The organism is Tractidigestivibacter sp. (genome assembly GCF_050946515.1).
Lineage (GTDB): Bacteria > Actinomycetota > Coriobacteriia > Coriobacteriales > Atopobiaceae > Tractidigestivibacter.
The window spans coordinates 94316-114944 of record NZ_JBMNUX010000007.1; the positions used below are offsets into that span (position 1 = coordinate 94316).

16 protein-coding genes are annotated in these 20629 nt (G+C 58.6%); 6 read left to right on the forward strand and 10 right to left on the reverse strand.

Annotated elements, in window-relative coordinates:
* The first annotated feature begins 11 nt into the window (after positions 1–11).
* Complete coding sequence (locus ACOYJL_RS05915) at positions 12–2315, forward strand: family 78 glycoside hydrolase catalytic domain (protein WP_433569301.1); 2304 nt, start codon at positions 12–14, stop codon at positions 2313–2315.
* Between the two features lie 155 nt (positions 2316–2470).
* A complete protein-coding gene (locus ACOYJL_RS05920) occupies positions 2471–3871 on the forward strand; it encodes a PTS transporter subunit EIIC (protein WP_433569302.1) in 1401 nt (466 codons plus the stop codon).
* Between the two features lie 89 nt (positions 3872–3960).
* Here ACOYJL_RS05920 and dcm read toward each other — a convergent pair whose 3' ends face one another.
* The 5 genes from dcm to ACOYJL_RS05945 all read right to left on the reverse strand — a co-directional run bounded on the left by dcm (position 3961) and on the right by ACOYJL_RS05945 (position 10945).
* Positions 3961–5241 carry a DNA (cytosine-5-)-methyltransferase gene (dcm, locus tag ACOYJL_RS05925; protein ID WP_433569303.1) on the reverse strand — a complete coding sequence of 427 codons (1281 nt, stop codon included), beginning with the start codon at positions 5239–5241 and terminating at the stop codon, positions 3961–3963.
* 798 nt (positions 5242–6039) lie between these two features.
* A complete protein-coding gene (locus tag ACOYJL_RS05930) occupies positions 6040–7167 on the reverse strand; it encodes a hypothetical protein (protein WP_433569304.1) in 1128 nt (375 codons plus the stop codon).
* Complete coding sequence (locus ACOYJL_RS05935) at positions 7167–8528, reverse strand: Sau3AI family type II restriction endonuclease (RefSeq protein ID WP_433569305.1); 1362 nt, start codon at positions 8526–8528, stop codon at positions 7167–7169. Before ACOYJL_RS05935 ends, ACOYJL_RS05930 begins: the two co-directional genes overlap by 1 nt.
* A 231-nt stretch (positions 8529–8759) precedes the next feature.
* Positions 8760–9938 carry a 5-methyltetrahydropteroyltriglutamate--homocysteine S-methyltransferase gene (locus tag ACOYJL_RS05940; protein ID WP_433569306.1) on the reverse strand — a complete coding sequence of 393 codons (1179 nt, stop codon included), beginning with the start codon at positions 9936–9938 and terminating at the stop codon, positions 8760–8762.
* Between the two features lie 77 nt (positions 9939–10015).
* Entirely contained in the window at positions 10016–10945 is a 930-nt protein-coding gene (locus ACOYJL_RS05945; protein WP_433569307.1) for a LysR family transcriptional regulator, read from the reverse strand.
* 185 nt (positions 10946–11130) lie between these two features.
* Between ACOYJL_RS05945 and pth the strand changes: the two genes are divergently transcribed.
* The 3 genes from pth to gltA all read left to right on the forward strand — a co-directional run bounded on the left by pth (position 11131) and on the right by gltA (position 14094).
* The gene (gene pth, locus ACOYJL_RS05950; RefSeq protein WP_433569308.1) at positions 11131–11703 is read left to right on the forward strand and encodes an aminoacyl-tRNA hydrolase; all 573 of its coding nucleotides are present in this window, start codon (positions 11131–11133) and stop codon (positions 11701–11703) included.
* Positions 11704–11866: 163 nt separating this feature from the next.
* Positions 11867–12709 (forward strand): sulfide/dihydroorotate dehydrogenase-like FAD/NAD-binding protein, encoded by an 843-nt coding sequence (locus ACOYJL_RS05955; RefSeq protein WP_433569309.1) that lies wholly within the window; start codon positions 11867–11869, stop codon positions 12707–12709.
* Complete coding sequence (gene gltA, locus ACOYJL_RS05960) at positions 12697–14094, forward strand: NADPH-dependent glutamate synthase (RefSeq protein ID WP_433569310.1); 1398 nt, start codon at positions 12697–12699, stop codon at positions 14092–14094. Before ACOYJL_RS05955 ends, gltA begins: the two co-directional genes overlap by 13 nt.
* A 735-nt stretch (positions 14095–14829) precedes the next feature.
* On the opposite strand, the gene ACOYJL_RS05965 is transcribed toward gltA, so the two are convergent.
* Together ACOYJL_RS05965 and ACOYJL_RS05970 are read right to left on the reverse strand one after the other, a co-directional pair.
* Positions 14830–15021, reverse strand: a complete 192-nt coding sequence (locus tag ACOYJL_RS05965) for a hypothetical protein (protein WP_433569311.1) — start codon at positions 15019–15021, stop codon at positions 14830–14832.
* A 139-nt stretch (positions 15022–15160) separates the two neighbouring features.
* Positions 15161–16156, reverse strand: coding sequence for a glycosyltransferase (locus tag ACOYJL_RS05970; RefSeq protein WP_433569312.1), 996 nt, complete (start codon positions 16154–16156; stop codon positions 15161–15163).
* Positions 16157–16279: 123 nt separating this feature from the next.
* Here ACOYJL_RS05970 and ACOYJL_RS05975 point away from each other — a divergent pair, with 123 nt between their 5' ends.
* On the forward strand, positions 16280–17416 hold the full coding sequence (locus ACOYJL_RS05975) for a glycosyltransferase family 2 protein (RefSeq protein ID WP_433569313.1): 1137 nt from the start codon (positions 16280–16282) through the stop codon (positions 17414–17416).
* A gap of 128 nt (positions 17417–17544) precedes the next feature.
* Here ACOYJL_RS05975 and ACOYJL_RS05980 read toward each other — a convergent pair whose 3' ends face one another.
* From ACOYJL_RS05980 to ACOYJL_RS05990, 3 genes are all read right to left on the reverse strand, one after another.
* Complete coding sequence (locus ACOYJL_RS05980) at positions 17545–18615, reverse strand: glycosyltransferase family 2 protein (RefSeq protein ID WP_433569314.1); 1071 nt, start codon at positions 18613–18615, stop codon at positions 17545–17547.
* Between the two features lie 220 nt (positions 18616–18835).
* Positions 18836–19609, reverse strand: coding sequence for a hypothetical protein (locus ACOYJL_RS05985; RefSeq protein ID WP_433569315.1), 774 nt, complete (start codon positions 19607–19609; stop codon positions 18836–18838).
* 57 nt (positions 19610–19666) lie between these two features.
* Positions 19667–20605, reverse strand: a complete 939-nt coding sequence (locus tag ACOYJL_RS05990; protein ID WP_433569316.1) for a putative manganese transporter — start codon at positions 20603–20605, stop codon at positions 19667–19669.
* Between the last annotated feature and the right edge of the window lie 24 nt (positions 20606–20629).

Here is a 20629-nt window from a genome sequence, read left to right on the forward strand (position 1 = left end):
ATGGAGGAACGATGGCTGACAATCTCGAAGACGTGCTCTGGATGAGCGGTCCAGACTATGGCTACGGCGCCGACGGCTCGGGGTATTACTCCGACCATAGAAATCACGTGCTGGAGAGAGACTTTGACATCAACGACCCCTCCGAGCTTGAAGGGGCAACCCTTACGATTGCCGTCCTTGGGTCATGCCGCGTGTTCGTGAACAACGAGCCGGCCGATGGCGGGGCGCCTCTGGGCATCTGGACCAACTACACAAAACGGGTCTACAGCTTTTCTCTTGATGTCTTGCCGCTGCTTCACGAGGGCAGAAACACCCTGCGCGTCGAGCTAGGAAACGGCTGGTACAACCCCTCGCCGCTTCGGCTGTTTGGAAAATACAACCTACGCGAGCGCCTCGCCGAGGTTGGGACCCCGCGCGTGGCGCTGCGCCTTTGCGCAGCTGACTCGGAGCAAACGCCCCACACGCTCGTGGAAAGCGACCGCTCTTGGAGCTGCCGAGAAGGACAGCTCCTCTTCAACAACATCTACCTCGGCGAGCGCCGCGACCTTTCCACCCCTGGTGGAAAGGTCCTTCCTTTGGTCGTGCGCCAAGAGAGCAGGGACGTCAAGCCCTGTCCCTCCCCCCGCTTCGTGCTGGGGCCTCGCGTCACGCCGTCTTCCGTGAAGCAGCGTGAGGACGGGTCGGTCTTCCTTGATTTTGGTCGCATAATAAGCGGATATTTCGACCTTTCCATGCTTGCATCGCAAGGCGACGTGATTACCCTGACCTTTGCCGAGGCGATGGACAAATCTGGCAACCTTTCGTGCGACTCCAACCTCGCCGGGCTGGTGGGCATGGTCACGCCAGAGGGCCTCACGATCACGGGCGGCCCCGACGCGCCCAAGCGCGCCATGGAGCGAGACCAGATTATCTGCGCGGAGGGCGAGAACCGCTTCGTCAACGAATTTACGGTGCACTCCTTCCGCTACGTCCTGCTCGAAGGCGCCCCAGCAAGCGCCATCATCCAAGCAGCCGCAATCTACATGCACGCAGACCTGAAGCGCGTTGGCAGCTTTGAGTGCGACAACCCCGACCTTCAGGCTCTCTACGACGCCGCCCTCGCGACGAAGCTGAACAACGTGCGCGACACCTGGGAGGACTGCTCCCGCGAGCGCTTTGGCTACGGGGGAGACATGGTCGCCCTCGCAATATCAAACCTTTTGACCTTTGATTGCGAGGGGCTCATCGCCAAGGTGGTTGGAGACTTCTCTCGCGACCAGACGGAACGCGGTGGCGTGCCCGAGACGGCGCCGTACATGGGCATCCAGTCAAACGGCACCGGAGCCGGCGAGGGGCCGCTGCTCTGGCAGCTCGCCTTCCCCTACCTCACGCTCAAGTCGTGGCAGCACTATGGCTCAAAGAATCTGCTCTCAGAGGAGTGGCCAGCACTGAAGCGCCAGGCCGACTACCTGCTGTCACAGGACCCGGCATCGCTCAGCACGCGCTGCCTCGGGGACCATGGCTCTGTGGAGACGGGCGACAGCTTCAAGACCGGCACGCCCGACAAGAGCCTCGTGGGCTGGTGCACGATCCTCGCCTTCGCAGACTGCGCCGCCCGCATAGCCCATGCGCTTGGCAAGCCAGAAGAGGAGCGCTACCGCACGACCGCCAACAGCCTGCGAGCCCAGATTGTCGAGCGCTTCAAAAACCCGGACGGCAGCTTTGGGGACGGAACCCAGACCGGCCTTGCCTTTGCCGCGGCATTCGAGCTCGAAAATCCCCAGCGCCTGGCAGACCAGCTCGCGGCCAAGGTGCAGGAAGACGGAGGAGTGCTGGCCACTGGCATCTTTGGCACCACGCTCGCCTTTGAGGTGCTCCACCGCTACGACCACGACAACGTGGTGGAGAGCTGGCTTCTTCGCCGCACGAAGCCAAGCCTGCTTGACATGCTGGCAAGCGGGAACGGAGTGCTGGCAGAGCAGTTCCACACCAACCTCTCGTCGCTCAACCATGCGATGTTCTCGAGCTACGTGGGCTGGCTGATGGAGGCCCCAGGAGGCATCCGCGTCGAGCAAGAGGCCGTCTCCGCGGACAGCATCCAAATAAAGCCGTACTTCGCCGAGAGCTGCAACCACGTGCGCGCGACGCTTGCCACAAAGGCGGGGACGGTCATGGTCGAGTGGTCACGCAGGGGCGGCAGCGTAGAGCTGCGTGCGAGCTACCCCGCCTCCGCGCACGTAAGCGTCGAGGTCCCAGCTGGCTATTGCGCTCTCAGCCGCAAGGCCACAGAGACCTCGCTTGCGCTCACTTGCCGCCGCACTAGAGGCGCAGCTTGAGGCCGCATTGTGCCCATGAGCTAACAACTTTTGTTAGCGATTACTCATTATATTGACATTGTAACAGGTATTTGACCTAATTATTTTGATATTAAAGCGCTTTAAGATAGTTTCCTACAACAGCTATTGAGAGCAAGAGAGGGAAGGTTCCCGCAATGGCAGACAACAAGCAGATTGCCACTGACGTCCTTCAAGCAGTAGGTGGCCCCGAGAACGTCAGCGCAGTGTTTCACTGCATGACCAGGCTCCGCTTTGAGCTGAAGGATCGCTCGGCCGTGAGCGACGACACCGTCAAGGCCGTCGACGGCGTGCTCGGCGTTCAGGAGAAGGGCGGCCAGTACCAGATCATCATTGGCACCAATGTGCCCGAGGTCTATGACGAACTTTGCAAGCAGGGCGGCTTTGAGGCAAAGGAGGCCGTCGACGAGAACCTCGACGCACCCAAGGAGAAGCTCACCTGGAAGAAGGTCGGCAGCAACATCCTTGACTACCTTTCCGGCTCCGTCGTCCCGCTCATCCCAGTGCTTATCACCGGCGCGCTCTTCAAGACGCTCTCCGCTATCTTTGGCTCGACCCTGCTCGGCATCGTCTCCGACGACAGCGACTTCATCTTCATCTGCAACATGGTCTATAACGCAGCGTTCTACTTCCTGCCAATCATGGCTGGCTACTCCGCTGCAAAGAAGCTCGGCGCCAACGCGTTTCTCGGCGCGCTCATGGGCGCAATCCTGATTGAGCCCTCCTTCGTGCAGCTCGCAGCCGACGGCGGCTCGCTCAGCGTCTACGGCATCCCCGCTTCCGTCATGTCCTACGCACAGACCCTGATCCCCGTTCTTCTCTGCGTCTGGGTCATGAGCTACGTCGAGAAGTTCTTCGAGAAGCACATGCCGCAGTCCGTGCGCACCGTGTTTGCTCCCTTCCTGACCTTCGTGGTCATGCTGCCTGTCGCCCTTTGCGCGCTCGCGCCCCTTGGCGGATATCTGGGCACCGGTCTCGCCGCGTTCTTCGAGTGGCTTGCGGCCACTCCGCTTGGCTGGCTGGCGACGGTCCTCATCGCTGCTACCTGGCCAATCCTGGTTCTTACCGGCATGCACGTGGGTATCGCTGCCATCGCCCTTGCGCAGTATGCGCAGGTTGGCACCGATAACCTGGTGCTTCTTGCCGCCACCGTCCAAGCGTTCACCGCGTCCGGCGTCGGCCTTGCCGTGTGGCTGCGCCTGAAGGACCCCGAGCAGAAGTCACTCGCCCTTGGCTACTTCATCACGCAGTTCATCGGCGGCGTCGGCGAGCCCCTTCTCTACGGCGTGTTCCTTCGCTACAAGCGTCCTTGGATCGCATCGATCATCGGCGGCGCCGCGGCTGGCCTGTACGCCTGCATCACCGGCCTGACGCTCTACGTCCCCACGCAGGGTCTGTTCTCGCCCCTGAGCTTTGCCGGAGGCAGCCAGGCGAACCTGATCAACGGCTTCATCGCCTGCGGAATCGGCATGCTCGTCTCCTTCATCGTCGCTTGGTTCGTCGCGCTTACGCCCGAGCAGATTGAAGGAAAGGAGTAGCGCAAAGCATTTGCCCCCTCACGTCGGCGCCACGGACCCCAACCGTGGCGCCGTTTTGTGTGGAGGGGCACTGCGCGGATGCGCGCAACTTAATTGCAAGAATGATGCTCGGCAGCAATCTCCTTGCCAATGCGATAAGGAATTCCGACCACCAATGCGTTGCCCATGCAAAAGGCTCGCTGACCGTCGGTCATCCCCGTATTCGTCCAGCCCTTCGGAAAGCACTGCAGCTGGTCAAGCTCATCGGGAACCAAGCGACGCAAGCGACCATCTGGGCATTTAACGACGTGCTTGAAGCGAGAAGCGCCACGTCCTCCCTCGCCAGTCAGAATGGTGCGAGAAGGACGGTCCGTCGCATCGGGAAATGACATTGCGCCCTCAGAATATCGATACGAGAAGCCCGTCGTCTTATTGACTCGCTCCTCGCTTTTTGAGCCCTTGAGATACTCCCACTTTGAAATCTGCGATTCTGGAACGAAGAACTCTTCTGACACTTCTTCCTCTGGAACAAGAACATCGCCCAGCGTGGAGCGCTCTCCCTCGTAAGCTTCGACAACGCGGCAGGTCAAAGCATTATGTCCCACCATTACGCCGGCATCCGCGAAAGGAGAGAGCTTGCCTCCCAAGTTAAAGCTCTGCGATGTCTCGTAGATGTCTTCTGGAATCGTTACCGACCAGACGGCTTCCGGCTCCTCAATCGGGAACGCTCGAGCAATAACTCCACCAGTCAGGCGTTCCTCCAAATCCCAGTCGGCTCCCCTCTCGGCATATATGTATACGCGTTTCCTACGCTGCGGAAATCCGTACTCGGCACTATTAATCACGCGCCATTCAACGGAATAGCCAAGTGAAGCCAAGCATGAGAGAATGATTGCGAAGTCACGACCACGCTGCTTCGCAGGGCTCTTCAGCAACCGGTCAACGTTCTCGAAAAGGCAGTACTTAGCGTTGTTCTCTGACTTAGCAAGCTGCAAGCGAAGAAAACGATAGATGTCCCACCAGAGAACACCCTTCTTGCCCTCAATTCCGGCAGCCTGTGAAAGCGGTCTTGCCACGGAATAGTCCTGGCAAGGAAAACCTCCGACTACCATATCGACATCTGGTATCCGACGCTCACCCGCATCGTACTCATTGAGAACTGCTTCGATGTCCTCGTTTACAACGGACCCCTTGCCGAAGCGAGCCTCGTAGCAGCGCGCAGCAAACTGTCGCTTGTCAGAGCCTGGCTCCCATTGGTTTGCCCAAACAGTACGAAACGGACCTGCCTTGGGCAAATCCCATCCATTTTCCGAATCGCTGTAGCCTTCAAGCCCCAGCCGAAATCCGCCGACCCCTGCAAAGAGCTCGGCAACTGTAATCTCGTCGTCCACGTTTCTCCGATCGCTGTCTGTGGACCGTTGTCGCAGATCATGATAACCGATCGAGCGGACAGGATTTGAGGAAACACTGTCGCGTCACTTGCCCGACCGAAGTCAAAATCAGCCTGTTCGGGAAATTGAGCTGAAAACGAGAACCAATTGGAAGAACCTGCAGCAATGTCGGTCGCTGAAGGGGCTTCATGGCGAGAAACTACTGGTCTTTTGAAGAGACATCGATAGCGTTTCTTCTCTATCTGACGATTCCCCGCAAGGACTGTGACGACAAGAACATCAGATTCAGAAACATGGCAAAGGCAATCAAGAGAAGTCCCAGTTCTGTTGCTCTCAAGATTTGAAACATCGCGACGCACGATGAAAATCCCCTTCGTGAGGGCAACGTTGGTATGACGAACGGAAACCGACTGGATTCCGAGGGCTGGGACCACTACAGCAGAAGGCGATAACTATCTAAGGCAAGCCATTGCCTGGCTCGAAGAAGCATTAACGCCCATAGAAGAAGTCCTTGAGGAAGAATCTCCCCCCTGCCGATAGGCTTCTCCTCAACGCACAGCATGATAGGACCTTTTACCAAGATCGTATTACGATTGATGAGCAGCACCGGATTCATGTCTCAAAGCTTGTTCACCACAACGAAGCCAACGACAAGTTGATCTGGAGCTTTGCAAGAGCGCCAATCAACGAGCCCAAGTGTTTCCCGCCATCGCCCAATTTCATCGAGAATCACAACGGCGTGATTCTCAAGCCGTCGTAAGAATAAGAATCGTGGCTATCCAAGCACAGAAACCCTAGTCAGCATCCCGGCAATGCTTTCTTCTTGAATGAGATGTGTCCCGACTCATCTGCCGAATACTCAACAAATGTTAGATTGTTCCAGACCCGAGACTCAAGCGGTCTACCTCTTACGTATTCTCTTTTTACCGCTGCCGCGCTATTACCAATTACTGAATCAGGTATTTTTGAGGAGACCAAATAGGCTGTAATCAGCGAATAGTCCCCACTTGCATACTCCGTCGAAATCCATTCGACATACCTCATTACCTGCAAGACGTTTTCGTACTTGAGTGTGTCCTTCTTCAACTCTGCAACTAAGTAGCTGTCGATAATTGGCTTATAGCCCTTTATCCAGCGATACCCAAACACGTCCATCTTGTCCATGTAATCAACTGGCTTAAACGGCGACGCGGGAACCTGATGACTCAAGAAATCCCACCTTCCAAATACCTCAATAGTCTCTGGGTCCTCAATGGTAAGCTGGTGAAGTAGCCCAACTTCAAGAGTCATTTCACTTCTCAGTTCCCTATTGGAATTGCGACGCTGCCTAACAAGACCCGTAATATTTGGACCATCGAATTCGGAATTCACGATAGTTGCATCCTCAATGCGGGGAAGAACATTTGATGCTTCATCGCGATTTGCATGCAATAGTGCGGCATCAAACGCAAGCTGCTCTTCATCATCAAGTTTGATAAAGGACCTTTTCCAGAAAACACGCAGAGAACGAAACGCGGATGGGTTTGATTCAAGCATCTCGTCCATGTCAACACATTTACTGAAGTACCTTGGACACGGATAGAAGGATATCTCCCATCGTTGAATGCGCGGATTATCCTTATTGCTCCGGTCGACCACGAGATTCGGATGAGACATAACGTCAAGATATTTCCCATTAGTAGCTTCTGGAAAGACTTCACGTACGCAGGTTATTCCATCTCCCCAATCGAGAATTCTGCCAATGCCGTAAATCTTTCGCTTTGTAAAAAAGTAAACCTTATCGCCAGGCTTCATGGTTACAAAATCACCGAGGGTTGATTCCGTTGCACTCGACCATTTCGGGCTCATTAGTGGAGAGTACCTGCCCTCCTTCATTGCCTTCTTGCACGAAGCCTCATCCTTGAACGTAATGAGATAGCCGGCCATTATTGAACCTCCGAATCCGAAAGTTTTCGTGCAATCTCTTCCTTTAGATAGCCCTGATTTAGCCAGAAGCACTTCTTAGTAACGGGCTCGCCATGCGGCTGCGGACTAACATCGGCAGCATTTTGCCCATGCGGACGAACGTGGCAACAGCGATTCTCGGTGGATTTCACCGAGATGTCCGCGCGACCATATCGAACGTTTTTCTGCATCTGGTCATAGCAACGCTTCGCCTCGGGAATGTCGCGCTCGGGCATCTGCCAAAGGCAGAGATCCGAAAGACGATACTCGCCATCATTCCCCTCGCGATAAATCACGAAGAGCCACATTTGCTGAAGGTAGCTATAGAAGTCAGACTCGTAAAAAGGTGTCACCTCAAGCTCGAAGTAGTCAAAAGCCGGAAATGACACCGCCTCCTTGGGACGCCCGTTCCGTGTCAGCCGGATGGTCTTCGGCTTGATGCCAGCCTTAACGAATTCATCAATCTCTGCGTCCTTGTCCACGCCCAAAATCCTCTTGGTAACCAAGGCGCAAGCATTTTTTGGAAGTCGCTCCCCAGACTTTCCAACATGGAATCTAGAACACAGCTGCTCTTGAGTGAGACCAATGTAGGGCTCAAAGCGCTTTCTAACCAGCGAAAGCAAATCAAGCTCGCGCTCGCTCTTATCACGCTTGATAGCTTGGCGATTTTGCAGCAGCTTATTCTCCGCTGCCGTCATGTACGATGCCTTCAATGCCCAAGCACGCGGCTTTGCAAGAACATCCGAATAAGGCTGATTTCTGCGAACTGTTGAGTCGGCAGCTTTGGTACATGCTTCCAAGTAAAGCGTGTCAGAGCCAGAGATGTCCTCCGCATGACCAGCTCGCACCTTGTTTACGACAGTCTCCCAGTCTGCCTTGAACTGAGGCATGTCCTCTTTCGGAAGCCCCCAAAGCTCAGCAAGAATTACCTCATAGTCAAGAGGGTCCTTGTTCTTCTCCCAGAGATAGGAGATGAGAAGAACCTTCGATGCCTTGTCCAAGAGGTGGCTGGTCTCAAACGTTTCGTTTACCACGGTCATGTAGTCAATCATGGTAATGACCAGGCGTTCCTTGGCAACCAGGCTCTTGTGGGCACCGCGCTTCATCGGGGTTGTTTTGAGTTCGAGGCCGACCTTGGGAAAGTCGGGTTCAGAATCGCTATTCGGCTTGTACTCGAAGTAGTACTCCTCAATCGCGTTACCAAAGGACCCTCGGCGCTTTTTGGGGCTCTGCAGCTCAGGGGCGTCAGTCTTCTCGCGAAGAGTATGTCCGACGAGCTCTTGCGCGTACTCAACAATTGAATCAATTTTCGAATCATCGTATGGGAGCGATTGGTCAGGCATTGCCCCTCCTCTATTATCTGGGATCAATATAGCCTAACCAATCTGAAAGCCGGATGCCTTGCATGCGTACCTTGGACGTCTTGGCTTGCTATTTGAACGGAAGATGCGACGCACGAGCCTTGAGCAATCAATTCGCTCCCGCACTGTTGCCGCAGTAATAGAAACGGCACTCGCCACAGATTTTCTCCGTGACGAGCGCCTTGATAATAATGAGCCGGACGATTCTTCTAGCTACGCTCCCCAGACGCGCTCAGCGATTCGACGCACCAGCGCAATCTTTGCCCACTGGTCATCCTCCGTCAGGACGTTGCCTTCTTCCGTGGACGAAAAGCCGCACTGCGTGGAGAGCCGCAGGTGGTCGAGTGGAACGTAGCGCTCGGCCTCGTGGATGCGTGCGATGACGTCCTTCTCGTCCTCAAGCTCGCCAGACTTGGACGTGACTAGGCCCAGCACCACAACGCGGTCATGCTCGGCCGCATGGGCAAGCGGCTCGAAGCCGCCGGCGCGGTCGGAGTCGTACTCCAAAAAGAAGCCGTCGTAGTTGGCGCGGAAGAGCTCGGGCGCAACGGGGTCGTATCCGCCTGAGCTGAACCAGGTGCTGCGGAAGTTGCCGCGGCACACGTGCGTGGTGATTGCCATGTCCGCGGGCTTGGCCTCAAGCGCAAGGTTGATGGTGTCGACGTAGCGCCGCTCCAGCGCGTCGAGGTCAATGCCGCGGGCCTGGTAGGCGGCGCGCTTCTCGGCATCGCAGAGCTCTCCCCAGCTGGTGTCATCAAACTGCAGGTAGCGGCAGCCAAGCTCGTAGAAGGCCCTGATGGCGTGCTGATAGGCGATGGCGATGTCGTGAGAGAGGGCATCCTCACCATCCGCGCCGGCGTAGCGTTCAATGGGCTGGTAGGTCTCGCTGCCACGCACGCAGGGGATGAGGTGGAGCATCGACGGCGAGGGAATCGTCAGCTTGGTGGGGTAGCCATCGGCAATGCGTTGCAGGCGAGCGAATGCGTCGAGGAACGGATGGTCCTTGGGAAAGTCGACCTTGCCAGTAAATCGCAGCTGCGCGCCCTTGGGCTTGAGACCCTTGAACTCGACGGACCAAGCGCTTGCGTCCACGCGCTCGACGCCAGACAAGGCCTCGAGAAAGTCAAGGTGCCACATCGCGCGGCGGAACTCGCCGTCGGTCACGGCCTTAAGGCCGGCTTCGCGCTCGCGGGCGACGAGCTCGGCCACGCACTCGTCCTCGACCTGCGTGAGCGCCGCCTTGTCGATGCGACCTGCGGCAAAGTCCGCGCGGGCGGCCTTGAGCCTGTTGGGCCTCAGGAAGCTGCCGACGATGTCGTAGGTGTAGGGCGGCTGCCGAAGTTCGGCAACCTGAGAGCTGGAAGCGGCAGAAGTAGCGTCTCTCTGGGTCATAGTTGGTCTCCTTCGTTGCGTCTTTTGACAACAACGAATGGTGACGCTTCTCTCGTCCCCTCGGTACTACCTATGTTCTATTGATTGCCATAGCCTGCGGCTATGTAATGCGAGACATAGTCAGACAGCAGCTCGAGGTAGCGAGCTCCCAAGTGCGAAAGGGGGCGGCGCGGCTGGTGGATGTAGCCCAGCTCCATTGTCCCTCCGTCAGCAAGCGGCACGGCCACGATTTCCGTCCCGTTGAGGTCGGCGGAGAGGATGCCGCTTGATATGGTGTAGCCATCCAGCCCGATGAGCAGGTTGAAGAGCGTAGCGCGGTCCGTGACAACGATGGACTTGTCGGCGGGCTCTGTGATGTGCGGCTCCTCGGCGAAGAAGAACGAGTTGCGAGAGCCTTGGTCGTAGCTAAGGCGTGGATAGGGAGCAAGGTCGGCAAGCGTGACCGAGGCGCGGGCGGCAAGCGGGCTGGTGCGGCTGACAAAGATGTGCTCGCGTGCGGTGAAAAGCGGCTCGAAGCGCAGCTCCGCGTCGCGCAGGGCGCTTGCGAGGACCTCGCGGTTGAAGTCGTTTCGATAAATGACGCCCAGCTCAGAGCGCTGCAGGCGCACGTCCTCGATTGTGCCGTAGGTGGTTCCCTCGCGCAGCGAGAACTCGTAGCGGTCGGCGCCGTACTCGCGCACTAGGCTCGCGAACGCGTTCACGACGAACGCGTAGTGCTGGCTGGAGACGGCAAAGACGCGGCGCGGCGGCTCGCCGTGCTTGTACTGCTGCTCCAAGATGTCTGCTTGCTCTATCACCTGCCGGGCATACGAGAGGAAGCGGGTTCCGTCCTCGGTGGGCGTGACCCCTCGGCTGGAGCGCTCGAAAATCGTGATGCCCATCTCGGCCTCGAGCTCAGAAATTGCCTTCGAGAGCGACGGCTGCGCAATGAAGAGGCTCGCCGCTGCCGCGGTGATCGAGCCGCTGTCGGCCACTTGGATGGCATATCTCAGCTGTTGAAGCGTCATGGTTCCCCTGTCATCGCACGAGCCATAGCCCAAGGATTTCTCATCTTGATTACCATAGATTAACGCTCTGGTCTACGGCCCGTGCCGGGCAGCCTCGCCGCGATACCCCATTTGGGATACCCTAGGTGGCAGACGCCACTCCAGCAAGAGGAGGAGCCTACCCAATAGACGAAGCGGAGAAAGCCATGCCACAAGCCAACAAGCCCCAGCCCATTGCCCTTATTTGCGGGCTCGGAAACCCTGGCGAGGAGTATGCGCACACGCGGCACAACATAGGCTTCGCAACCGTCGACGTGCTCGCTCGGCGCGCTGGGGTGAGCTACTGGAAGAGCGAGGCGGGATGCATGGTAGCGCACGCCGTCATTGGCGGTCGCCAAGTGCTTCTCGCAAAGCCACAAGATTTTATGAACACCTCAGGCGGTCCGCTTTCAAAGCTGATGCGTCAGGAGCACCTTGCGCCTGCGCAGATCCTCGTCGTGCACGACGAGGTCGACCTTCCCGCCGGACAGGTACGCGCAAAATGGGGAGGCGGCCTCAATGCTCACAACGGACTGAGATCCATTGCCAACAAGCTGGGCACGCGCGACTTCTCGCGCATCCGCTGCGGCATCGGCCGGCCTCCCGGAAAGATGCAAGTCGCAGACTACGTGCTGCGCGAGCTAAAGGGCGGCTTTCTCGAAGAGTTCCAAATCTTGGCGCAAGACGCCGCGAGCCTCTGCGAGCAGGTCGTACGCGATGGGATGCCCACAAACTCATAACAAAATGTGAGCTCCAGCGAGCGTCTGGCAACGTTTGGCATGAAAGCTCTGTTCAACATAATTACTTACGACTTCTAACAGTTAGAATACTGGAGTTGGTAGGTTGTGGGCAGATTGCCCGCAGCCACATTCCGAAGCGGCTTTAGGAGAGGAGTTCGTCTTCATGTACAAGATCCTCGAAAAGACGCAGTTCTCGGAGAAGGTGTTCAAGTTCCGCATCGAGGCACCAGAGATGGCAAAGCATGCTCATGCCGGCCAGTTCCTGATGGTTCGAGCCAACGAGACGGGAGAGCGCGTCCCGTTCACGTTTGCGGATTGGAACCCCGAAGAGGGCTGGGTCGAGTTCATCTTCATGGTGATTGGCAAGACCACCAAGATGCTCTCAACGTACGAGGTTGGTGACTCAATCCTGGACGTCACCGGTCCGCTGGGTCAGCCTACCGAGATGGGCGAGGGCAGCTATGCCGTCATCGGCGGCGGCGTTGGCCTGGCCATCGCCTACCCCGTTGCCCGCGCGCTGGTCAACACCGGCCACGAGGTCCACGCCATCATGGGCGCCCGCACCAAGGAGCTGCTGCTTCTTGAGGACCAGTTCCGTGAGCTGCTCCCCGAGGACCACATCCACATCACCACGGACGATGGCTCCTACTGCGAGAAGGGCGTCGTCACCGCGCCGCTGGAGCGCCTGCTCCAGGCAAAGGCCGTCGACCAAATCTTCTGCGTCGGCCCCGTGCCGATGATGAAGTTCTCGACCCTCACCGCCGAGAAGTACGGCACCCCCATCACCGCGTCGCTCAACCCCATCATGGTCGACGGCACTGGCATGTGCGGTTGCTGCCGCGTCGAGATCGACGGCCAGACGAAGTTCGCCTGCGTCGACGGTCCTGACTTTGACGCAACCAAGGTCAACTGGAACGACCTTCGCGTTCGCCAGGCGGCCTATCGCACCGAGGAGGGCCAGGCCCTCAAGGCCTATGAGGAGGCGAACTGCGCATGCCACAAGTAAACGGTCGTTTCGTTCCTGACATGAAGTCACCGCGCACCCCTGACAACGAGGAGCCGCCAGAGGAGCGTGCGAAGGACTTCCGTCCTGTCGACAAGGGCTTTACCAAGGAGATGGCCATCGCAGAGGCCAATCGTTGCATGAACTGCAAGAAGCCGCTCTGCGTAGAGGGCTGCCCCGTCAACATCAAGATCCCTCAGTTCATCGAGAAGATCCGCGAGGAAGACTTCGGAGGGGCTCTGGACATCATCCACGAGGACTCGATGCTTCCCGCAATCTGCGGCCGCGTCTGCCCGCAGGAGAACCAGTGCGAGGGCAGGTGCGTCCGTGGCAAGAAGGGCGAGCCTGTTGCCATCGGCCAGCTGGAGCGCTTTGTTGGCGACCAGCCCGAGCTTGCCTCCAAGCCCAAGATGGCCCCCAAGAACGGCAAGAAGGTTGCCATCGTTGGCTCCGGCCCGTCCGGAATCACCTGCGCTGGCGAGCTTGCCCGCAAGGGCTTTGACGTCACCGTCTTCGAGGCCTTCTTCCGTGGCGGCGGCGTGCTCGTCTACGGCATCCCCGAGTTCCGTCTGCCCAAGGCAGTCGTCAAGCGCGAGATCGACGGTCTGGAGGACCTCGGCGTCAAGTTTGAGTACAACGCCGTCGTCGGCCGCATCACCGACGCGCAGGAGCTCTTCGACAAGGGCTTCGACGCCATCTATGTCGCTACCGGCGCAGGACTCCCCAAGTTCCTGAACGTCCCCGGCGAGAACCTGCCCAACGTCTTCTTCGCGAACGAGTACCTCACCCGCGTGAACCTGATGAAGGCCAACAAGTTCCCCGAGTATGACACCCCCACCAAGCACGGTAAGAACGTTATCGTCTTCGGCGGCGGCAACGTTGCTATGGACGCTGTTCGTACCGCTAAGCGCCTGGGCGCCGAGCGCGCAATCATCGCGTATCGTCGTACCGAGGCCGAGATGCCCGCCCGTCGCGCTGAGCTTCACCACGCCAAGGCCGAGGGCGTCGAGGTCATGCCGCTCGTCTCGCCCGTCGAGTTCCTCGCCGGCGAGGACGGCAACGTCTGCGCTGTCCGCGTCCAGAAGATGGAGCTTGGCGAGCCCGACGCCTCCGGGCGCCGTCGCCCGATTCCCATCGAGGGCGCCATCGAGGAGATTCCTTGCGACGTCGCAATCTCCGCTATCGGCACCAACGCCAACCCCTTCGCCAAGATGATTGGCGACATCAAGCTCAACAAGTGGGGCTACATTGAGGCCGACGAGGAGGGTCGCACCTCCAACCCGCGCATCTGGGCCGGCGGCGACATCGTCACTGGTTCCGCCACGGTCATCCTGGCCATGGGCGCAGGCAAGACCGCCGCTGCAAGCATCGCAAAGACGCTCGCGTAGCTGGGCTGCTTTCACGCGCTGAGCAAGGCCCCGGAGCTTCGGCTTCGGGGCCTTTTTATGCCGCGACCTTCTCGTCCCCTCGGCGCTTTCCTTTCGGTCCCGCCGCTCGGCCGGCTAGTCCCACACGACGAGGCGCCATTCTGTTGTGTGGGCCCGCCTTGGCCGGGCCGCCCGGAGGGTCCCGCACGACGCGTCGCGCGACCTGCGGGCTCTCCATGGACCCCCGCACGACGGCTGGGCCGCCCCCCGTTGTGTGGGAGTCGCGCGGCGGCCGAGCCCGGCTGCCCCACACGACGGTCTCCCATACCTGCGCGTTCCCGCCACAGCCTCGCACAACGGAGAGGGGCCGGCGCCGCCGGTCCCACACAATGGGGCGGGCCTTTCGAGAAGCCCCTCAAGACCCGCACGACGGGGCTCGCGACCAGGGCAAACGCGCTCGACCCCCACACATCAGCAGCGAGCTAAACCCACACAATGAAAGAGGGCCCTAGAGGAAAGAGGGTCCTAGAGGAAAGAGGGTCCTAGAGGAGACGCAGTCACGTGGAGAGCTCTCGCAACAATGGAGGTCCTAGCCCAAAATCCGTCCCAAGAAGCCCTGAAACCTCCCCCAGCCAACGGAAGACCAAGGAATCTTCTGTGACCGGAGGAGGTTTCCATGGGGCGAGGTGGCTCGCGATCGAGAGGGGGAAGCGACCGCGAGATGGTCACGCTGAAAGACGGGCAGGGCGAGAAGACCTAGAACAGGTGGTAATGCACGGGCGGCTTTGTAAACATGTGACCCACGCACACGGCAAACATGGCTGCGAAGGTCACAATTCCGAGGGCGTAGAGACCCGTCCCCTCCTCGGACATGACAACGACCCATACCATCAGCAGCACCGCGAACAGGACGGCAAGTATAACGCTGACGATGCTCTTGGCACTCATGGCAGCCTCCTTACCGAGAACCCTTCAACTTGATAATCCCCAAGTTAGATAAAGAATCGGTAAAGCAAGCGTCACGATTCGGGCAACTTTTCGCATAAAAACCTGCCGCGCGCCAGCACTAGCCGCCGCGCGCCCCGCACTACTCCAGCGGGGGCATCGGCTTCCAGCTGGGATCATGCAGTACGCGCTTGGAATCGCGATATCCGGCCCAAAGCCTCTTCCAGCCGCTGCCAAAGTTCTTGCGGTCAACCATCAGCAGGCGAAGGACTTCCTTCGCAAACGAGAGGAACGTTCCAAAGCCATAGCCCACAGGGTTGTAGTCGCCGTAAAGCTTGAAGTAACGCGCCATGCACCCACGATTTCGCATGATGTAGAACCGCGTCATGTCAGAGGTCGACGAAATCTGGCGCACGCCAGAAGCCCCTACCTCTTGGTGGCGCACTTCTCGCGTGCGGCGCAAGATGAAGTCAGGGACCAAGACGGGCTGCGTCACCTTGCTGGCGAGATAGCCGTAGATTGCGTCGTCGTAGTAGATGAAGAAGCGGTAGTCGGGCAGGCCGATCTTCTGTACCACGCGGCGGCGGAAAAGCCCGCCTTCAAAGCACATCACGTTGACATCGATGTGGTCGGCGCCGTTGAAGCCCGCGCGCGAAAGCGGGTTGTAGATGCAGAGCGGCACCACAAAATGATGCTGCCAGAAGAAAGGGGTGCCGTCGTAGTCATAGCGCTGCCCTTGGATAACGTCGTAGCGGTCTGTCCAGGCGTCTAGCCGGTCAAGCGCCTCGGGGAGCACCGCAACGTCGTCGTCCATAAGCCAGAACCACTCGGCGCCGAGCTCGTAGGCACGGCGAACGCCCTCGGAAAAGCCGCCGGACCCGCCGGTGTTCTCCTTTTGCGGGTCGTAGCACACGCGAGAAGTGCCGCCATCAGAATCGACCTGGTCGACCGTGCTCCCCCACTGCCCATTCATGCGCTGGGCAAAATCTGAAACCATCTGGGCCGTCTTTGGAGAGTTCTCGTTGTCGACCACCACGACACGCCATGGCGCCTGGGTCAGCTGAAGAATCGAATTAAACAGGACTGAAAGGAGCTCCTGTCGCTTGAAGGTTACGATTACTATTGCAAGACGGTCCATAGGTCCAATCCATACGTTTGGTGCTCTTGCGCATGGCGACCCCGTGACGGGGCAGCCGCTCATTTCACTTATTATAGGGGAGGCCGCTGCCCCATAAGAGGAGCGGGCGGGCAAGGAGGGCATGTGAACACAAACACGAACGTCGTACACAAGGTATCGGTCATCGTTCCCGTCTGCAACGTGGAGCGCTATCTTGACCAGTGCCTCACAAGCATCGAGCTCCAGCCGTTCAAGAACTTGGAAATCATCTGCCTGAATGACGGCTCGAAGGACGGCTCCCTCAAGATCATGCAGCGTCACGCAGTCGCTGACCAGCGCGTTGTCGTGGTCGACAAGGAAAATGAGGGCTACGGCGCAACCTGCAACCGAGGCATCAACATGGCAACCGGAGACTACGTCTCCATCGTCGAGCCGGACGACTACCTGACGGGAGACATGTACGGCGACCTCTTGAGCTTTGCCGACTCCCTCGAAGGACCCGTGGACGTGATTGAGTCTTCCTATTGGCGCATCTTTGAGTCGGGCACCGCCAACGAGCTGCGCGTCCTTTGCCCCTATCATGACCGCGTGAACCCCCCGAGCCAGCCTTTCTCGATTGGGGACGGCCATCAGCTGCTTGAGCACCACCCCTCTATCTGGACGGCCCTCTACCGCAAGGCATGGCTGGACGAGAAGGGCATTCGCTTTAACGAATACCCCGGAGCTGGCTGGGCAGACAACCCGTTCCTGATTGAGACGCTCTGCCAGACCGACCGCATCGCGTACGTGAACAAGCCGTACTACAACTACCGAGAAGACACGGAAGAGAAGGCCATCGCCTACGCGAAGCGCAACCCGCTGATGCCGCTTGAGCGCTGGAACGACATGCAGGACATCGTGGAGCGCCTTGGGGTGACAGACCGCCGCGTGCTTGCCGCGCAAACCAAGCGAGCGATGACGTATTGCGGGACGACAATCGAGTCCGTCGGGCTTGACTACCCGGGCGTCCACGATGCGGTTACCCATATCTACCAGCGGCTCGATTACGACCTAGTGATGGAGCAGCCGCTGGTGACCGTCGAGCAGAAGAAGCTCTACTGCCGGCTCATCGGACGGCCCGAGCCAAACATCTCGAGACTGGGCATGGTCCCGACCCTTCTCAGCGAGGGAGTCTACCGGCTGTCGCACACTAACATGCGCTACACGTGGCTTTCCGTGAAGAGCTTCTTTGGCCACCGCAGGGCGCGCGCCGGGCAGCAAATCACGCAGATTGAGGATTAGCGACCGATAAGGGCGGTCACTTGTCGCAAGGAGCATGGGACGCCGCTCATATACGCCTAGTCGAGAGATCAAAGAGCCGCTGGTCAGACGCATGTCTGGTCAGCGGCTCTTCTCGTTTGCCTCTTGCCCTAGAGCATCGCGCAGAAGGGCGGAGCGGAAGGGCCGCGGCGAACGAGCGCCGCAAGATAACCTTCGGTATACGCAAGGTCAGCATTTCCAGATTTGATGGGCGCCTGCATCGCCTTGGCGCCAACGCCTCGCGGACGGGCAACGTTTGCAGCAAGCTGGGCTCGGTCAGAGGCCACGATCTCGCGAACCACGCGACGGCGCTCGGAGGGAGAAAGGCCCGACCTGTTTGAGCACACGTTCATGATGCAATCGACCAAGCACTCAAAATAACGACTCTGAATCATGCCCATGCTGGCAGCGTCGCCGTCCAGGCCCCAATGGTGATACAGGTCAACGAGTCGCCCGTAGCTGCGCTCAAGAGACTGGTAGTCGCTGGTGAAGAAGCCAAACTTGGCAAAAGCGGAGCTGTCCGCAACGTGATAGTGCACCTGCCCCGTAACTCCTACACGAGAGACGTCGTACAGGTATCCCAAAACGAACGGCAGCTTGTCTCCCTCTTCGGAAGAAAAACGGAGGGAGAGCTGCTCAACCCGATCGCGCAAAAACAGCTTCGCGCAGGGCACAGAGAGCTGATTTGCCTCAAAGAGCTGCCATGCCTCAGCACGGAAATCCTGCTGCGTGGCATACAGACGCTGAGGCTGGTTCACGGTCTTCTCTGAGACGCGGCGCTTATCTCCAGAATCCGAAACGATGGAGAAGCCCGACATCACAAGCTCGAGCTTGCTCTTCTCTGCAGGCTCAACAAGATCCGCCAGCATCGACGCATCCGACCAGCCATCAGCATCGAAGAACATCAGGTACTTGCCTCGCGCGTGGGAGATGCCCAAGTCCATGGCGGCTGCCACGCCTGCGCCATCCGTCCGATACAGCGAAATGGTAAGGTCGCGCTCCGCCATTGACTCAACGAGCCGCATAGTCCCATCGCGCGACCCGTCGTCCACGACGATCGTTTCGTGATCTTTGATGCTCTGGCTCTGGATGCTCTCAATCGCCCTACGAATAGTTGCGGCACTATTGTTCGAGACGATGATCACCGACACCAATGGAGATGTACGCCCATCATACGGCATGCTCGGCTGAAACTCCCCCCAGCAGTTCCCAATGGCAAGACCATGTCGCATTTAGAATATCAACCGTTCGTGGAGCGTCAGTGACGCTTTGACCTGACATGGATTTTACAAAAGAAAGACGCACTTTCCCCGCTCGACGTCCATTCCAGACCATTGAACGAACAAACCGCAGGTCAGACCCACAGTTTTTTGTTTGGTCGACGCAGGTTTGCCGCAGTTGCTAGCTTTGGACCAACGTGCCAACGGAGAGGCCCAGCGAAACTTGGTCAATCAGCTTTCTACCTGTTGATGCTCCGCTGTCATCTACCTCGTCTGTCGTCGGCGCGTCGATGCGCTGCAAATTGTCCGTCCCAGCGGAGTTGACCTTCTCGGCAAGGTCGAGGAGCCCCGTGGAGTCCATGTCGGTATAGATGGACGCCAAGAAATCGGAGGCACGGCTCACAAGCGAGCTCGCCCCCATGCCAGAAAGAGAGGCCACCTCGTCCCAGACGTCGCTTGTCGAGACTATCACGTGCGAGATGGAGATGTTGGTCGCAGACACGACGGGCGAGACGCATGCCTTTGCGCCGGACGCGTTGAAAAGCTCGCCCAGCGTTTGCTCGGTTCCGTTATAGGTAACCGCCGTCTCCACGGGAATCGAAACGAGCGATCCAGTATTTGTTGTCGCGTCAAAGACGAGCAGCTCGGCGGACACAAGCGTCGTTCCGCCGGAGTCGGTGCTGTTCAGAGTGTCGGAGGTCAAGAGGAGCACGTTCGTGAATGTGTCCGACGATGTTTGATAGCCAAGGTCGGAGACGGAGCTGGCCGAGTTGATAGACGAGCTGAGACCCGAGTCTCCAAGGTGGGATTCCGCCTGCGCGCGGCTCCACAGCGAGCTCACGATTATGGCCGTACCGATAAACACGGCCGCGATGACAGCAAGGGCGATCTGGGTGCGGTGCGGGTTTTCCTTTGGGACGTCGGTCCTTTCAAAACGCTCACGCTGATGCGGCATTGCGCTCCCCCTTCCATCTTTGTTGCGCCCGCAGCGAAAAAGGCAGGGAGCGCACTTCTAGAAGAGCATACCTGAAGCGCTCACAACAAGTCCGGCAAGCACGCTGACGGCGTATATCGCAAGGGTAATCGCTATGTTTTCTCGAGGATGAGGGTTCGTGCGATAGAGAACGAGAAGGCCGACGCCTCCGGCAGAGAGAAGCCCCGCCATCATCGGACCAGCCGCCAAGACGCCGTCAAGATAGAGCTCGGCGATGGTGACCGAGGCTCCGCAGTTGGGTATGAGCCCCACAAGCGCCGCGACCAGCGTTGCCCTAACGGGATGCTGTGACACGAGGCTTGCAACCGTGTCCTGCCCCACGCCCTCGATGAGAAGACCGAACAGGAGCGTGATCAGGAAAATGAAGCCGAGCACCTGGACGGTATGGATGGCTGCCGCGCGCACGATTGACAGCTTCCCATGCCCATGACCATGGTCATGGCCTGCGTGGCCCGCGCGGCCGGCTTCCTCTCGACCCTCGCCCTCCTCATCGCAATGGCAGTGAGAGCGCTCGCAGAGGTCGTGGATGTGAGGGTGGATTCCGTCGACCTTGCGCAGGGCGCGCAGGACAAGGTCCACCACAAGCCCCACGACGATGCCCATCACCATCTTGACCGCAAGGATCTTGAGCAGCTGAGGGACCGGCTCTTGGTGAGCGATGAAAACAGGAATCAACTCGTCAGACGTCGAAAGGATCACCGCCATGAGCGTGCCCACCGTCACAATGCCGGCCGAATAGAGCGTCGCCGCCATGGCCGAGAAGCCGCACTGCGGAAGCACGCCGAGAGCGCCGCCGATGAGGGGCCCGTAATGGCCCGCACGCGAAACAAGGCGTTCCATCTTGCCGCTGGTGGTGTGCTCGAGCGCCTCCATCGCCAGATAGGTAAGGAACAGAAATGGCACGAGCTCAAGCGTGTCTATTGCTGAGTCGATTAGAACGTCTACGAACAGGTTCAAGTGTGCATCCTCCGATAAGCGTGA

Bases quoted from the DNA above. Each gene is read 5' to 3' on its own strand.
- ACOYJL_RS05985 (WP_433569315.1), bottom strand. From the start codon at position 19,609: ATGCCGCATCAGCGTGAGCGTTTTGAAAGGACCGACGTCCCAAAGGAA.
- gltA (WP_433569310.1), top strand. From the start codon at position 12,697: ATGCCACAAGTAAACGGTCGTTTCGTTCCTGACATGAAGTCACCGCGC.
- ACOYJL_RS05935 (WP_433569305.1), bottom strand. From the start codon at position 8,528: ATGCCTGACCAATCGCTCCCATACGATGATTCGAAAATTGATTCAATT.
- ACOYJL_RS05965 (WP_433569311.1), bottom strand. From the start codon at position 15,021: ATGAGTGCCAAGAGCATCGTCAGCGTTATACTTGCCGTCCTGTTCGCG.
- ACOYJL_RS05970 (WP_433569312.1), bottom strand. From the start codon at position 16,156: ATGGACCGTCTTGCAATAGTAATCGTAACCTTCAAGCGACAGGAGCTC.
- ACOYJL_RS05980 (WP_433569314.1), bottom strand. From the start codon at position 18,615: ATGCCGTATGATGGGCGTACATCTCCATTGGTGTCGGTGATCATCGTC.
- ACOYJL_RS05955 (WP_433569309.1), top strand. From the start codon at position 11,867: ATGTACAAGATCCTCGAAAAGACGCAGTTCTCGGAGAAGGTGTTCAAG.
- ACOYJL_RS05930 (WP_433569304.1), bottom strand. From the start codon at position 7,167: ATGGCCGGCTATCTCATTACGTTCAAGGATGAGGCTTCGTGCAAGAAG.
- pth (WP_433569308.1), top strand. From the start codon at position 11,131: ATGCCACAAGCCAACAAGCCCCAGCCCATTGCCCTTATTTGCGGGCTC.
- ACOYJL_RS05915 (WP_433569301.1), top strand. From the start codon at position 12: ATGGCTGACAATCTCGAAGACGTGCTCTGGATGAGCGGTCCAGACTAT.
- ACOYJL_RS05940 (WP_433569306.1), bottom strand. From the start codon at position 9,938: ATGACCCAGAGAGACGCTACTTCTGCCGCTTCCAGCTCTCAGGTTGCC.
- ACOYJL_RS05945 (WP_433569307.1), bottom strand. From the start codon at position 10,945: ATGACGCTTCAACAGCTGAGATATGCCATCCAAGTGGCCGACAGCGGC.
- ACOYJL_RS05920 (WP_433569302.1), top strand. From the start codon at position 2,471: ATGGCAGACAACAAGCAGATTGCCACTGACGTCCTTCAAGCAGTAGGT.